We start from the raw sequence: 15,013 nt of genomic DNA, 5'->3' as shown, positions 1-15,013 counted from the left end.
CGGTCAGTAACATGATAGCTCAGTCCCGTCCATTTGGCCAGCGCTACGCTTTCGTCGTGGTTGGCGTCATCTTCCTTTGCCTGCTGATTGCCGCCGGTCTGCGCTCGGCGCCTTCCGTCATGATGCTGCCGCTGGAAAACAGTTTCGGCTGGCGACGCGACGTCATTTCGCTGGCCGCGGGCGTCGGCATCCTGCTCTATGGGCTGACCGGTCCGTTCGCAGCCGCGCTGATGGAGCGCATCGGGCTGCGCCGCACGCTGCTTGCATCGCTGGTGGTGATGTCAGGTTCGACCACGCTCAGCCTGCTGATGACCAAGCCCTGGCATCTGTTCATCACCTGGGGCGTTTTTTCCGGCATCGGATCCGGCGCCGTCGCCAGCGTGCTCGGCGCCACCATCGTCAACCGCTGGTTCAAGACCAATCGCGGCCTTGTGATGGGGCTGATGTCGGCCTCCAGCGCCACCGGCATGCTGGTGTTCCTGCCGCTGATCGCCTCGCTGGCGCAGGCCGGCGGCTGGCAGCCCGTTGTCATCGCCGTCGCGATCGCCACCGCGGCGTTGATCCCCCTGGTCTGGCTGCTGGTGCCGGAGCGCCCGGCCTCGATCGGCATGGTGCGCTATGGCGCCGAGGCGGATGATGTGCCGCCGACTTCGCCCGCGTCACAAGGCAATTTCCTGGCGCATACGCTCAACACGTTGCGCCGCGCCGCCGGCACGCGGGTGTTCTGGTACCTGTTCGCCACCTTCTTCGTCTGCGGCTTCACCACCAACGGGCTGGTTGGCACGCATCTGATCGCGTTCTGCGGCGACATGGGCATTGGCGAGGTGCAGGCCGCCGGCCTGCTGTCGATGATGGGCATTTTCGACCTGATCGGCACCACGCTGTCAGGCTGGCTCACCGACCGTTTCGATCCGCGCAAGCTGCTCGGCGTCTACTATGGCATCCGTGGCCTGTCGCTGATCTACCTGCCCTATTCCGGGTTTTCGGCGACCAGCCTGATCATCTTCGCCGTGCTCTACGGCCTCGACTGGATCGCCACAGTGCCGCCGACGCTGCGGCTGGCCAACGAAGCCTTCGGCGACCGCAGCGGGCCGATCGTTTTCGGCTGGATCGTCGCCGGCCACCAGGTGGGTGCCGCGACCGCCGCCGCCTTCGGCGGCACCATGCGTGAACTGCAGGGCAATTACGAACTGGCGTTCCTGATTGCCGGCATGACGGCAATCGCGGCGGCCTGTATTTCGCTCCTGATCAACACCAGCCGACCGGCCTTCGATCCGGAACCGCAGGCGGCTTGAGGCGCGTCGATATTCAGGTGAGGCCGGCCTCACCTGAATCTCAACACGCCTCAGCGTGTAAGAACAGATGCGAGGCGTCTCAGTCGGGGTAGCAGACCATTGGAATGTTGGGCCAAACCGCCGCATCGCAGTTGGCGCTGGCCTGTCTCTGCTTGAAGGCGGCGCTGACCGGGCCGGTGACCACCGGATCGACGCCGTCGGGCGCGTCGGCAAAGGCCTGCTGCGCGGAAGGCGTATTGTCAGGCAGGACGGACCGCGCTTCCTTCAGCGTCGCGGCCGACTGCGCGACGTTGGCCGCCAGCAGGACGGCAAAGGCGGCGGACGCGATCAGCGGCCAAAATCGGTTGAGTTTATCGGTCATGACGTTCGAACTGCCCGGGGCCTGAAAAGGTTCCCGCCTTGGTTAACAAAATCATTTCACACGCAGATGCTTAAGATTTGATGAGTATTTGGTGGCGCGCGTCCCCTTTCGCAACTGCGAAAAACCCTGTATGAGCCGCGCAACCGAAAGAGGCAGCGCCTTTGGCCTGCTGCCTGCAACGCTTCCGAGACCAGAATCATGAACCTCCGTAATATCGCGATCATCGCGCACGTCGACCATGGAAAGACCACCCTGGTCGACCAGCTTTTGAAACAGTCCGGTTCCTTCCGCGACAATCAGCGCGTCGCCGAGCGCGCCATGGATTCCAACGATCTCGAAAAGGAACGCGGCATCACCATCCTGGCCAAGGCGACCTCGGTCGACTGGAAGGACACCCGCATCAACATCGTCGATACCCCCGGCCACGCCGATTTCGGCGGTGAGGTCGAGCGCATCCTGTCGATGGTGGATTCGGCCATCGTGCTGGTCGACGCCGCCGAAGGGCCGATGCCGCAGACCAAGTTCGTCGTCGGCAAGGCGCTCAAGGTCGGCTTGAAGCCGATCGTCGTCATCAACAAGATCGACCGTCCCGACGCGCGCCATGTCGAGGTGGTCAACGAGGTGTTCGACCTGTTCGCCGCGCTCGACGCCACCGACGAGCAGCTCGACTTCCCGATCCTCTATGGTTCGGGCCGCGACGGCTGGGTGTCGGAAAACCCGGAAGGGCCCAAGGACCAGCAGCTCGCGCCGTTGTTCGACCTCGTCATCAAGCATGTGCCGGCGCCGACCGTCCATCCCGGTCCGTTCCGCATGATCGGCACCATCCTGGAAGCCAACCCCTTCCTCGGCCGTATCATCACCGGCCGCATCGAGAGCGGCACGCTGAAGTCCAACCAGGCGGTCAAGGTGCTGCACAATGACGGCACCCAGATCGAAACCGGCCGCATCTCCAAGATCCTCGCTTTCCGAGGCCTCGAGCGCCAGCCGATCGAAGAAGCGCAGGCGGGTGACATCGTCGCCATTGCCGGCCTGTCCAAGGGGACCGTCGCCGACACGTTCTGCGACCTGGCGGTGACCGAGGCGCTGCATGCACAGCCGATCGACCCGCCGACCGTGACCATGTCCTTCCTCGTCAACGACAGCCCGCTGGCCGGCACCGAAGGCGACAAGGTGACCAGCCGCGTCATTCGCGACCGGTTGCTTCGGGAAGCCGAAGGCAATGTCGCGCTCAAGATCGAGGAATCGCCCGACAAGGATTCGTTCTTCGTCTCCGGACGTGGCGAATTGCAGCTCGCCGTGCTGATCGAGACCATGCGCCGCGAAGGGTTCGAGATCGCCGTCTCGCGTCCGCGCGTCGTTATGCAGAAGGGCGAGAACGGCGAATTGCTGGAGCCGGTCGAGGAAGTCGTGATCGACGTCGACGAGGAGCATGCCGGCGTCGTCGTGCAGAAGATGTCGGAGCGCAAGGCCGAAATGGTCGAGTTGCGTCCCTCGGGCGGCAACCGCCAGCGTATCGTCTTCCACGCGCCGACGCGCGGCCTGATCGGTTACCAGTCGGAACTTTTGACCGATACGCGCGGCACCGCCGTGATGAACCGGCTGTTCCATGCCTACGAGCCCTACAAGGGCGAATTGCCCGGCCGCACCAACGGCGTGCTGATCTCCAACGAGCAGGGTGAGTCGGTCGCCTACGCCATGTGGAACCTGGAAGACCGTGGCCCGATGGTCATCGATCCGGGCGTCAAGGTCTATCAGGGCATGATCATCGGCATCCACAGCCGGGACAACGATCTCGAAGTGAACGTGCTGAAGGGCAAGAAACTGACCAACATCCGCGCCGCCGGCAAGGATGAAGCGGTCAAGCTCACCCCGCCGATCCGCATGACGCTGGAGCGCGCGCTGGCCTGGATCCAGGATGACGAGCTGGTCGAGGTGACGCCGAAGACCATTCGCCTGCGCAAGCTCTATCTCGATCCCAACGAGCGCAAGCGTTTCGAGAAGTCGTCCAAGGCGGTCGGCGCGGCGTAGGGGTTTCCTTTTTCGAGAGTTGAGAGGGCGGAGCACCTGTGCTCCGCCCTCTTTCGTTCATCCGCCGGCAGCCGAGATGATGATCCGCCGGTCAGGCTCGCCGGCGAGATCGATGCGGATTGTCGCTCCCTCTCGGGCCGGTTTGCGCAGGGCCTTTGCTCCATCCGGCTCGACGGTCAGCAACCTCCGTTCGTCCAGCGCCTGAAGCCGCGACCGCGAGATGCCGAGTTCGTTGGCAAGCAGCCGGTCGAGCCTCAGCGATACCGGCATTTCCAGACCGAGCTGGAGTTCCAGCGCCGTCGCGTCTTCCTTCATCTCGCCGATCACCTGCTTGCGCACGGCGGCGTCAGGGAACTCCTCGACGCGTCCCACTTGGTTGCGCAGGGCAACGATGTCGAAGGCATGGCTCCGGACCAGCACCGGATCATTGCTTTCGAGCGCCGCCAGCAGCGCCGGCGCGATATCGCGGCGGTTGCAGCGCTCGAAAATGCCGAAATTCCAGGAATTGTCGCAATCGACGCAACGATAGATCAGCCACACGTCGATGCGCTTGCCGTTGGCGTTGACGCGGAATTTCCCGCCGCAGCGATAGGCTTTCACGCAGCCGCAGCGATTGCAGTTGATCAGGGGGCGTGGTGCGATTTCAGGCGCGATCGTCCAGTGGATGCGCAGGGCCGAAGACATGCCGGTAAGTCCTTCCCGTCGGGAAGCTCATCCGGTCGGCGATGTCGAGATGCCCATGCGGGCGCGGCGTGGCGGGTGGCTGCGGAGAATGTGAATACAGGTGTCGCTAGCAAAAAGCGCGCGACAGCGGTTCAGCAGTGCCAAACCGGTCTCGAACCGCCGCCCAGAAGAACACATGAAAACGAAACAGGCGCTGCTGATGCGGCGCCATGCAGGTGTGTCGGGGGAGTTTGACGAGACCGGCGGTTACTGGGGCAAAGTGAGGCTCGAAATTGTTTCGCGGCGGCCCTTCTAGCGGCGTGACGCCGGGTCTGCAAGGGGCTCCGCAAGCACGCGGCAGGTCAGCGCCCATGGCCCATATTGTCTTGCCTTTGCCAGAGCCGCAGCTGTCGGGTTATTGTGGCTGATCGAGCCCCGACGCAGAGACCCTCGCCATGCACCTCGCCTCACTGCTGATCTTCGCCGCCGCCTTGTTCGTGGCCGCCGGTTCGCCCGGTCCGTCGATCGCGGCGCTCGTCGCGCGCGTCATCTCGAAAGGGTTTCGCGATGTGTTTCCGTTCCTGCTTGCCATGTGGATCGGCGAAGGCATCTGGCTGTCGCTGGCTGTGTTCGGGCTGGCGGTGGTGGCGCAGACCTTCCATCTCGCTTTCGTCATGGTGAAATGGGTTGGCGTCGCCTATCTCGCCTACCTCGCCTGGAAGATGTGGACGGCGCCCATCGACGCCAAGGAAGGCGAGATGCCGCGCGAGGATTCGGCCGGCAAGCTGTTCTTCGCCGGCATGGCCGTCACGCTCGGCAATCCCAAGATCATGATGTTCTATCTGGCGCTGTTGCCGACCATCATAGACCTCGCTTCGGTCAGCCTCGTCGGCTGGGTCGAACTGACGGCGACCATGGCGGTGGTGCTGATCGCCATCGATCTCGCCTGGGTGCTTGCCGCCTCGCAGGCGCGTAAGCTGCTCAGGAGCAAGCGCGCCATGAAGATCGCCAACCGCGTCAGCGCCACGACAATGGCCGGTGCCGCGGCGGCCATCGCGGCGCGGTCCTAGGGCAGTTCGCTGTTCCATGGAAACGTCGAACCGCTCTAGCTCTTTGTTTTAACGCAATTCCCTAGGGAAAGCGCTACGCGCTTTTCCGGGGAAAACCGCTTCACACCTTTCCTGGAATTGCTCAGGCGTCAGCCCATCATATTGATGATCGGCGCGATCTCGACGTTGCAGTTCGGCTCCATCAGGATCGGACACTCCCTGGCCTTGCTGGCAGCGTCATCGATGTCCTTCGCCTCGATGATCGAATAGCCGCCGGTCGGGTTGCTGCCGCCATTGTTCTCGACCTTGCCGCCGGGCAGCACCGTCTTCGACATGCCGACAGGATTGGCGCGCTCGACCACGGCCGAGCCGAGTTTTCCGAACCAGCCTGTCCAGGCGTCGGTCATCGCTTTGCGGTCCGCTTCGTTCGCCGGCATCTTGCCCGAGCCATGATAGATGTAGAGAAACTTTGCCATGCTCTCCTCCCTGATCAGCGGCATCGAACCGACATGCGGTCATGCCGCCTGCCGATCATTGGACCAAAATGACCGGCAGGCAATGAAAATTCGCCAGCGCTAATATTCCTCTCCGCGAGGTGATCGCCATAGGATACCCGCCTTGCGGCGGCGTTCACTTGGGCAGAACGCCGGCCGTCGGAAATGCGGCACTCTTCGGCGCCTGCGGTCCGCCGGGATAGAATTTCGAGGCGGGGTTCTCCTGCATGAAATCATAGGCGACCATGCCGAGCGGCCGCTTTTGCCGTTCCGATGCCGCCTGATGCCAGGGGATCACCTGGCGCAGCGCCTCGAGTGCCGCGGTTGGCGCCTCGCCGAATTTCCGCTGCGGGTTCTGCGCCTTGCGGATTTCCATCCAATAGCTTGCCGTCAACAGATCCTGCGCCAGCAGATGGAAGGATACGTCGACCGCCTCGCGGGCACGTTGCGTCTTGATGCGGGTCTGCGCTTCGAGGTCCTCGACGGTGGCGACGATGGCCTGGCCATTCGGCGTCACCGGCGTGCCGAGGTCGGCCAGTTCCTGCCAAAGATCGGTCGGCAGATAGCCGTCGAAGGTCGGGATATCGTTACGCTCTTCGGGCTTCAGCACATCGGCCGGCTTGACCACGGTGAAGAAGGGATTGCGGAAGCGCTCGATGCGCTGCGCCACCGCGACGCCAAGATTGGTGAGAGAGATGGTGAAAGCCTCGACCTGATTGGCCATGGGATAAGGATCCCAGTTGGCGTTGGAGAAGATATAGCCGGACTTGCCGTTACTCAGCGGTCCGCCCTTGATGTAATATTTCATGAATTGCGGCGTGCTCAACTCGGGCGAGCTCTGCGGCGTCAGGCCCGGCAGCACGGCCGGATTGTGATCCGACGAATTGATGGAGAGCAGCACGGATTGGCGCAGATCCGCCCAGGCCTGCCAGGCCGAGCCCTGGCGCTGGCTGGAGGCGCGCATGCTTTCCGGATCCTGGATGATGCGGGCCGCATCCTCATCGAAGAGATAGCTGCCCTTGATCATGTCCATGATCCTCGCCGCATCCCATGTCAGCCACGGGTAGGGCCGCATGGATTGCACCGGCACCGATATCGGCGTCACGCTGGAATTCATGCCGTTCAGCCCCATGGCGTAACTGAGGTCGGTCCATTCCAGCAGTTTTCGCGCGTCCTCCAGCAAAAGCACCGCCTGTGCTTGCGCGTAGGCATTGCTGCTGATCAGCGCGGCCTGGTCGGCGGCAAACGGTTCGAGCGGCTTCAGGCCGGCCTGCGAAAGGGCCTGCGCGGCCGGCATGCGAACGCCGTTGAGGTAGGCCTCGCCTTCGCCGACCATGGCCGCGCCGATATTGCCGAGTGTCGCGAGGTCACCTTCGCCGAGCGTGCCGCGCGATTGCACGACCGGCGTCACCCGCTTGTTCAGCATGTCGAGGAGCATATGCGTCAGCTGCGGGCTGGCGGCTTCGTAGGACATGGTGTTGGCGCGGATCGCCATGATCGCGCGCACGAGCGCCTCCTCCTGCAGCTCCGGCCCGTAGCCTCTGTTGACCCCGCCCTTGAAGCGGGCGAGCTGCTGATCCTTGAGGAGCTTGCTGTTTTCCGGCGTCGTCGGGTCGCCGGAGAAGATCACCGTCTCGCGCTGGTCGCCGGCGCCACGGTTGAACCAGTAGATCGTGATACCTTCGGCGGCACCCTCGAGCAGCAGGCCGTAGGCATCCGCCGAGCGCTGCAGCGCTTCCGGGCTGAGTTCGACCTTGGCACCGTTGCGGGCGATGTCGATGACCTGGTCGATGGTCAGGTCGTGGCCGGTCAACGTTACTGTCTTGGCCGCCGCCGTCTCGAAAATGGGCTGGTAGGCTGTCGCCGCCTCAAATGCGTGGGCGGGTGGGGATGCGAGCGCCAGCGTCATGGTCAGGGCGCAGAGAACAATCCTGGGTTTGGCAATTCGGTCAAGCATAAGGGCTCCCATTCTCGAAGCGTTAGCCTCGGGCACGAAGTTTCACCCCTCGGAAATTTTGTTTCCCGGAAACCTAGCCGGCAGTGTCTGCCTGTCAACGCTTGATGAGAACCAGGACCGATGGTGGAGCGCGCGTGGTCCTATCGCGCCATGGCGTGGTATTCGTCGTTCGGCCGCATGTCGATCGCGGCCGCGACACGATTCGACATGTTGAAAAAGGCCGCGGTCGAGGCGATGTCCCAGATGTCGCGATCACTGAAGCCCGCCTGGCGTAGCGCCGCGCGGTCGGCCTCGACGATCCTGGCCGGCTCTTGCGTCAGCTTGACAGCGAATTCGAGCATCGCCGTTTGCTTCGGGGAAAGGTCGGCGGCGCGGAAATTCATCACCATCATTTCGCCGAGCAAGGGATCGCCCGAGAGCTGGCGCACCGCCGCACCATGCGCGGTCAGGCAATAGTAGCAGTGGTTGATGGAGGAGACGGCGACAGCGATCATCTCGCGTTCCAGCTTCGACAGGCCGGATTCGCCCAGCATCAGGTCGTTATACATGTCGGTGAAGGCGCGCAGCTTCTTGTCGTCGAAGGCATAGGCCCTGAGCACGTTGGGGACGAGGCCGAGCTTTTCCTCGCATTTGGCGAAATAGGCTTTTGTCGGCTCGCTCGGCTCTCCCGAGGCCAGGTCAAGCGCGGTGATTTTGCCGGTCATGGATCATTTCTCCTCGTCAGGCGATGCCTCGCCGCCGAATTCCGACAATTCTTGGCAAGCCGTCAAACCTTTGTCGCCAAACAGCGGTCATCTGCTACCATAGTCGCAAAAGCATGCGACGGGAGGGAAGAAGCGTCATGGCCAGTGTGAAGTCCGCAGCCAAGTCGAAGAAGAAGGCACCTGCGGCGAAGATCGAGGACAGACCAGCCAGGCTCGCCGATTACCTGCTCGCCCGCGCGCCGGCGGAGGATATCGCCGCCTATGACGTGACGGACCTCGAACGTGCCGCCGATCTCGCCGGCCAGGCGGTCGCCGTTCACAAAAAGGGTGAGTGCGTCGTCGCCGTCGAAGCCGATTCGGGCGTCGTTCGCGAAGGCCGCCCGGTGACCGTCATCACGGTCGTCAACGACAACATGCCGTTCCTGTTCGATTCCATCCTCGGCGAGGTCACAGAGACATCAGGTGAACCGACCCTGGTCACCCATCCGGTGATCACGGTTCGCCATGGCAAGACGGGTGTGGACGAAATCCTCGGCGACGGCAATTTCGCCAGGGATGACGGAAACCATGACCGGCTGAGCGTGATCCATGTCCACATTCCCCGGCTGACGCCGGAACAGGCAAATGGCTTGACCGAGCGGCTGCGCAAGATGCTTGGACAGGTCCACGCCGCGGTCAACGACTGGCGGCCGATGCTGGCCCGGCTCGATCAGGCAATCTCCGAATTCCGCTATTCGGCGGTGCCGCTCGACAAGAAGAGCGTCGCCGAGGCCATCGCCTTCCTGGAGTGGCTGCGCGACGACAACTTCACCTTCCTCGGCATGCGTGAATTCAAATACACCGGCGGCGAGGAAAGCGGCAATCTGGAACGCGCCGAAAAGCCCGGCCTCGGCATCCTGACCGACCCGGACGTGCTGGTGCTGAGGCGCGGGACCGAGGCGGTGACGACGACGCCGGAAATCCGTGCTTTCCTGCACGGACCGGAGCCGCTGATCGTCACCAAGGCCAATGCCAAGTCGCTGGTGCATCGGCGCATCTATCTCGACTACATCGGCGTCAAGACCTACACCGCCAAGGGCGCGTTGGCGGGCGAACTGCGCATCGTCGGCCTGTTCACCTCGACCGCCTATACGCGGTCGGTGATGAAGATCCCGTATCTCAGGTCGAAGGCCGAAACCATCATCGCCAAGTCCGGGTTCGACCGCCATGACCACTCCGGCAAGGCGCTGATCAACGTGCTGGAAAGCTACCCGCGCGACGAGCTGTTCCAGGTGCCGGTGCCGATCCTGCGCAAGCATGCCGCTGCCATTCTCGGCCTGGTCGAACGGCCGCGCGTGCGAGCGCTGGTGCGCGCCGACCAGTTCGACCGCTTCGTCTCGATCCTCGTCTTCGTGCCGCGCGACCGCTACGACAGCGTCGTGCGCGAGAAGATCGGCGCCTATCTGAAAACCGTGTTCGAGGGGCGGCTGTCGGCCTACTACCCGGCCTTCCCCGAAGGCGGGCTGGCGCGCGTGCACTTCATCATCGGCCGCTCCGGCGGCAAGACGCCGAAGGTCGAGCAGGCGACGATCGAGGCGGCGATCCGCGACATCGTGCGCACCTGGGAAGATGCGCTTGCCGATGCGGCCGAAGCCAGCGGCAGCGACCCGGCGTTGAAAGCGATCGCCGCGCGGCTGCCGGAGAGCTACCGGGATACGTTCAGCGCGGCGGTGGCGCTGGCCGATGCCGGACGTATCGCCAAGATCAGCGCCGGCAATCCGATCGCCATCGACTACTACCGCCATGCCGAGCAGAAGCCGCACCAGGCGGCGCTGAAGATCTATCACCATGGCAGCCCGGTGGCGTTGTCGCGGCGCGTTCCGGTGCTGGAGAACATCGGCTTCCGTGTCATCAGCGAGCGGACCTTCGAAGTCGGCGACGAAGCCTCTGGCATGATCAAGAATGATCAGCCTGGGATGATCCGTGGCGATCAGCCTGGCATGATCAATAGTGATCAGCCTGGGATGGTCTTCATCCACGACATGGAGCTGGAGAACAGCTACGGCAAGCCGATCGACCTCGCCGACGGCGGCGCGCTGTTCGAGGACGCTTTCCTGTCGGTATGGCGCGGCGATGTCGATAATGATGGCTATAATGGCCTTGCCCAGACCGCCGGCCTGTGGTCGGGCGAGATCACGATCCTGCGCGCCTATGGCCGCTATTTGCAGCAGGTCGGCATTCCGCAGAGCCAGGATTTCATTGCCGCGGCGCTCAACCGCTATCCCGAGATCGCGCGCGGCCTGCATGACCTGTTCATCGCGCGGCTCGGCCCGACGGCGGAAACGGAAGGCGTGGTGGCGGCCAAGCACCTCAAGGCCAAAATCAAGGATGCGCTGGAAGATGTGCCCAACATCGACGACGACACCATCATCCGCCGCTATTTAAATCTGATCGAAGCCTCGCTGCGCACCAATCATTTCGTTGCCGATACGAAAGAGAAAGGCCAGTCGCTGGCGATCAAGCTCGAATCGCAGGCGGTCGAGGGATTGCCGGCGCCGCGGCCATGGCGGGAAATCTTCGTCTACGGCTCCGAGGTCGAAGGCCTGCATCTGCGCTTCGGCCCGGTGGCGCGTGGCGGCCTGCGCTGGTCGGACCGCGCCCAGGACTACCGCACCGAAGTGCTCGGCCTGGTCAAGGCGCAACAGGTCAAGAATGCCGTCATCGTGCCTGTCGGCGCCAAGGGCGGCTTCTATCCCAAGAAGCTGCCGATGAGCGCCGGCCGCGACGCCATTTTCGAGGCCGGCACCTCGGCTTACAAGAACTTTGTCTCCAGCCTGCTGTCGATCACCGACAATATCGGCCTGGACGGCGTCATTCCGCCGGCCGGCGTGGTGCGCCGCGACCAGGACGATCCCTATTTCGTCGTCGCCGCCGACAAGGGTACGGCGACCTTCTCCGACACCGCCAACGCCATCTCCGAGAAGCACGGCTTCTGGCTCGACGATGCCTTCGCCAGCGGCGGTTCGGCCGGCTACGACCACAAGAAGATGGGCATCACCGCCAAGGGCGCCTGGGAAGCGGTCAAGCGGCATTTCCGCGAGATGAACCGCGATGTCCAAACCTCGCCGTTCTCTGTTGTCGGTGTCGGTGACATGTCGGGCGACGTGTTCGGCAACGGCATGCTGTTGTCGCCGAAAACGCGGCTGATCGCCGCCTTCGACCATCGCGACATCTTCATCGATCCGGATCCTGACATGGCGGCCTCGATGGCCGAGCGCGAGCGCATGTTCGCGTTGCCGCGTTCGAGCTGGCAGGACTATGACAAGACCAAGCTGTCGGAAGGCGGCGTCATCGTCTCGCGCAACCAGAAGTCGATCACCATGCCGGCGGCCGCGGCGGTCGCGATCGGCCTCGCCAAGACGACCGCCACGCCGGTCGAGATCATGACCGCCATCCTCAAGGCGCCGGTCGACCTGTTGTGGTTCGGCGGCATCGGCACGTATCTCAGGGCGTCGACCGAAACCAATGCCGAGGTTGGCGACCGCGCCAACGATGCCGTCCGCATCACGGCGCTCGACGTGCGCGCCAAGGTGATCGGCGAGGGCGCCAATCTGGGTGTGACGCAGCGCGCACGCATCGAGTTCGGCATGAATGGCGGCCGCTGCAATTCCGACGCCATCGACAATTCGGGCGGCGTCAACTGCTCCGACGTCGAAGTCAACATCAAGATCGCGCTGGCGTCCGCCATGCGCAAGGGATCGCTGACACGTCCGGCGCGCAACAAGCTGCTGGCCGAGATGACCGACGAGGTCGGCGGCCTGGTGCTGTCCAACAACTACCAGCAGACGCTGGCGCTTTCGATCGCCCGCAAGCGCGGTCTCGCCGACATCGCGCATCAAAGCCGCTTCATGACGGCGCTGGAGGCGCGCGGCCTGCTCGATCGTGTGGTCGAGACGTTGCCGTCGCCGCTGGCCCTTGCCGAGCGCGAGGCACGCGGCGAGCCGCTGACCCGGGCCGAGCTCGGCGTTCTGCTCGCCTATGCCAAGATCGTGCTGTTTTCCGACATCGTCGCCAGCGACGTGCCGGACGATGCGCATTTCGACCGCGACCTGATGGGCTATTTCCCGGATCGGATGGCGAAGAAATACGCTTCCGAGATTCACGGCCACCGGCTGCGCCGCGAGATCATCGCCCGTGTCGTGGCCAACGACCTGGTCAATCGCGGCGGGCCGTCCTTCGTCAACCGGCTGCAGGAAGCGACGGGGCGCACCGCCGCCGATGTGGTGCGCACCTTCGCCGTGGTGCGCGATGGCTTTGCGCTACCGGCGCTCTATCGCGAGATCGACGCGCTCGATAACCAGATCGACGGCCAGGTGCAGCTCGATCTCTATCAGATGGTAAGCCGGCTCATCTACATGAGCAGCGGCTGGTATCTGAAGAATGATGCCGGCACGGCACCGCTCGGCCAGCGCATCGCCGAACTGCAGGATGCGCGCAAGGCGCTGGAGCCCAAACTGGTATCGCTGCTGCCGGCTTTTTCCCGCGAGCGGATCGAGGAGAAGCGGCACGGGCTGTTCAAGGCGGGCGCTCCGGAGAAGCTGGCCGAGCAGTTGGCGATGAGCGAGGCGGCGGAGCTCATCCCCGACATCGCGCTGACGGCGCGCACCGCCGGTGCCGATATCGTCGCGGCCGCCAGGGCGTTCTTCGCCGTCAGCGATGCCTTCCGCATCCCGCGCGTCGAGGATGCGGCGCGCTCGATCACGCCTTCGGACTATTATGATCAACTCGCTCTGTCCCGCGCCACCGACACGATCGGCGCGGCACGGCGCGGCATCGCGGTCGCCGCCCTCACCGGCCAGTCCAAGGCGGCCGATCCGGTGGCGGCCTGGCTCGAAGCCGGCGGCGAGCGGGTGGCGCGCATCCGCGATCGGCTACAGGCGCTGACGGAAGGCGGCGACATCACCGTGTCGCGGCTGTCGGTTGCGTCGGGCCTGATGAGCGATCTGACCGGAATGTGAGCCAGCGCTTGTCCATTTGCATGAACATTCGAAACATGCAGACATGGCGCCCGAAATGGGCGGAGCGGGTGCCGGGGGAATCACTATGGCGGTAGAGACAATCCAGCGGGCGTCCGGGCGCGGCATCTGGGGGTGGATGTTCTTCGACTGGGCGGCGCAGCCGTTCTTCACGGTCGTCACCACCTTCATTTTCGGCCCCTATTTCGTTTCGCGCATGGCGGGCGATCCCACCACCGGCCAAGCCGTCTGGGGCTATGGCATCGCCGCTGCCGGGCTGGTCATCGCTGTGCTGTCGCCGATCCTCGGTTCGATCGCCGACCAGACCGGACCGCGCAAGCCATGGATCGCCTTCTTCGCCGCGATCAAGGTCACCAGTCTCACCTTGCTCTGGTTCGCCGCGCCCGGCTCGAACCTGTTCCTGATCGTGGCGCTGTTCTCGCTGGCGTCGGTGGCGGCGGAGTTTTCCACCGTCTTCAACGATTCCATGATGCCGCGCCTGGTGCCGAAGAGCGAGATCGGCCGCATCTCCAACGTGGCCTGGGGCCTCGGTTATCTCGGGGGCATGATCGCACTGATCTTCGTCGTCACCTGCCTGGCCGGCTCGCCGGAAACCGGCAAGACGATCATCGGCATCACCCCATTGTTCGGTCTTGACCCGCAACTGGGCGAGGACGCCCGCGCCACCGGGCCGCTGTCGGCCGGTTGGTATTTCCTGTTCATCCTGCCGATGTTCTTCTTCACGCCCGATGCCATCAAGGGCATCCCGATCGGGCCGGCGGTACGCGAAGGCCTGTCGGAGCTGAAATCGACACTGGCCGAGGTGCGCAAGCGTGGCGGCATCTTCCGCTTCCTCGTCGCCCGCATGATCTACCAGGATGGCGTCAATGCGCTGCTGGCGCTCGGCGGAACCTTCGCGGCGGGCATGTTCCAATGGTCTATCACCGAGATCGGCATGTTCGGCATCATCCTCAACGTCGTCGCCATCTTCGGTTGCTGGATCGCAGCGCGGCTCGACACCGGCCTGGGTTCCAAGGCGGTGGTGATGATTTCGCTGGTCATGCTGTCCATCGCCACCATCGGCGTCGTCTCGACCGGGCCGGGCTTCACGCTGCTTGGCCTGATCCAGCTTTCGACCGCCGACTCGGGAGGCCTGTTCGGCACGGCGGCCGAAAAGGCCTACATCATGTACGGCCTGCTGATCGGCCTGGCTTTCGGGCCGGTGCAGGCGTCGTCGCGCTCCTACATGGCGCGCAGCGTGACCGCAGCCGAATCCGGCCGCTATTTCGGCATCTATGCGCTGGCCGGGCGGGCAACCAGTTTCCTGGCGCCGTTCATGGTGGCGACGATTACCGCAACCAGCGGCTCGGCGCGGCTCGGCATGGCGGCGATTATCCTGTTCCTGGCCATCGGCATGGCGATCCTGGTTCGCACGCCGTATCCGGCGGATCGGCCAGTTGAATAGCAG

The 15,013-nt window shown here is 64.0% G+C and carries 10 protein-coding genes; 5 read left to right on the top strand and 5 right to left on the bottom strand.

The annotated features are described in order from the left end of the window. The first annotated feature begins 11 nt into the window (after positions 1–11). Entirely contained in the window at positions 12–1,295 is a 1,284-nt protein-coding gene (locus tag O7A70_RS22505; RefSeq protein WP_337142407.1) for an MFS transporter, read from the top strand. 79 nt (positions 1,296–1,374) lie between these two features. On the opposite strand, the gene O7A70_RS22500 is transcribed toward O7A70_RS22505, so the two are convergent. Beyond that, positions 1,375–1,656 carry a hypothetical protein gene (locus O7A70_RS22500; protein ID WP_337142406.1) on the bottom strand — a complete coding sequence of 94 codons (282 nt, stop codon included), beginning with the start codon at positions 1,654–1,656 and terminating at the stop codon, positions 1,375–1,377. Positions 1,657–1,854: 198 nt separating this feature from the next. Here O7A70_RS22500 and typA point away from each other — a divergent pair, with 198 nt between their 5' ends. Next, entirely contained in the window at positions 1,855–3,684 is a 1,830-nt protein-coding gene (gene typA / locus O7A70_RS22495; protein WP_027145159.1) for a translational GTPase TypA, read from the top strand. A gap of 57 nt (positions 3,685–3,741) precedes the next feature. On the opposite strand, the gene O7A70_RS22490 is transcribed toward typA, so the two are convergent. After that, positions 3,742–4,368, bottom strand: a complete 627-nt coding sequence (locus tag O7A70_RS22490) for a DUF1062 domain-containing protein (protein WP_337142405.1) — start codon at positions 4,366–4,368, stop codon at positions 3,742–3,744. 434 nt (positions 4,369–4,802) lie between these two features. On the opposite strand from O7A70_RS22490, the gene O7A70_RS22485 reads away from it, so the two are divergent. Beyond that, positions 4,803–5,417, top strand: coding sequence for a LysE family translocator (locus O7A70_RS22485; protein ID WP_337142404.1), 615 nt, complete (start codon positions 4,803–4,805; stop codon positions 5,415–5,417). A 128-nt stretch (positions 5,418–5,545) separates the two neighbouring features. Here the strand turns inward: O7A70_RS22485 and O7A70_RS22480 are convergent, their stop codons facing one another. The 3 genes from O7A70_RS22480 to O7A70_RS22470 form a co-directional block, all read right to left on the bottom strand. Then, positions 5,546–5,872: a hypothetical protein gene (locus O7A70_RS22480; RefSeq protein WP_337142403.1), complete on the bottom strand. Its 327-nt coding sequence runs from the start codon at positions 5,870–5,872 to the stop codon at positions 5,546–5,548. Between the two features lie 154 nt (positions 5,873–6,026). Beyond that, a complete protein-coding gene (locus O7A70_RS22475) occupies positions 6,027–7,847 on the bottom strand; it encodes an aromatic amino acid ammonia-lyase (protein ID WP_337142402.1) in 1,821 nt (606 codons plus the stop codon). A gap of 140 nt (positions 7,848–7,987) precedes the next feature. Continuing rightward, positions 7,988–8,551, bottom strand: a complete 564-nt coding sequence (locus tag O7A70_RS22470) for a peroxidase-related enzyme (protein WP_027145154.1) — start codon at positions 8,549–8,551, stop codon at positions 7,988–7,990. A gap of 137 nt (positions 8,552–8,688) precedes the next feature. Between O7A70_RS22470 and O7A70_RS22465 the strand changes: the two genes are divergently transcribed. Then, a complete protein-coding gene (locus O7A70_RS22465) occupies positions 8,689–13,548 on the top strand; it encodes an NAD-glutamate dehydrogenase (protein ID WP_337142401.1) in 4,860 nt (1,619 codons plus the stop codon). 85 nt (positions 13,549–13,633) lie between these two features. Beyond that, a complete protein-coding gene (locus O7A70_RS22460) occupies positions 13,634–15,010 on the top strand; it encodes an MFS transporter (RefSeq protein WP_140750565.1) in 1,377 nt (458 codons plus the stop codon). The last annotated feature ends 3 nt before the right edge of the window (positions 15,011–15,013 follow it).

The sequence above is a fragment of the Mesorhizobium sp. Cs1299R1N1 genome (assembly GCF_037179655.1).
GTDB classification, from domain to species: domain Bacteria; phylum Pseudomonadota; class Alphaproteobacteria; order Rhizobiales; family Rhizobiaceae; genus Mesorhizobium; species Mesorhizobium salmacidum.
The sequence above is the reverse complement of the archived record's forward strand: the minus strand, read 5'-3'. Positions and strand labels throughout refer to the sequence as shown.

What these genes read in the sequence shown, in the direction of transcription:
- O7A70_RS22465 (WP_337142401.1), top strand. Translation starts at nt 8,689, where the DNA reads ATGGCCAGTGTGAAGTCCGCAGCCAAGTCGAAGAAGAAGGCACCTGCG.
- O7A70_RS22475 (WP_337142402.1), bottom strand. Translation starts at nt 7,847, where the DNA reads ATGCTTGACCGAATTGCCAAACCCAGGATTGTTCTCTGCGCCCTGACC.
- O7A70_RS22505 (WP_337142407.1), top strand. Translation starts at nt 12, where the DNA reads ATGATAGCTCAGTCCCGTCCATTTGGCCAGCGCTACGCTTTCGTCGTG.
- O7A70_RS22470 (WP_027145154.1), bottom strand. Translation starts at nt 8,551, where the DNA reads ATGACCGGCAAAATCACCGCGCTTGACCTGGCCTCGGGAGAGCCGAGC.
- typA (WP_027145159.1), top strand. Translation starts at nt 1,855, where the DNA reads ATGAACCTCCGTAATATCGCGATCATCGCGCACGTCGACCATGGAAAG.
- O7A70_RS22490 (WP_337142405.1), bottom strand. Translation starts at nt 4,368, where the DNA reads ATGTCTTCGGCCCTGCGCATCCACTGGACGATCGCGCCTGAAATCGCA.
- O7A70_RS22485 (WP_337142404.1), top strand. Translation starts at nt 4,803, where the DNA reads ATGCACCTCGCCTCACTGCTGATCTTCGCCGCCGCCTTGTTCGTGGCC.
- O7A70_RS22500 (WP_337142406.1), bottom strand. Translation starts at nt 1,656, where the DNA reads ATGACCGATAAACTCAACCGATTTTGGCCGCTGATCGCGTCCGCCGCC.
- O7A70_RS22460 (WP_140750565.1), top strand. Translation starts at nt 13,634, where the DNA reads ATGGCGGTAGAGACAATCCAGCGGGCGTCCGGGCGCGGCATCTGGGGG.
- O7A70_RS22480 (WP_337142403.1), bottom strand. Translation starts at nt 5,872, where the DNA reads ATGGCAAAGTTTCTCTACATCTATCATGGCTCGGGCAAGATGCCGGCG.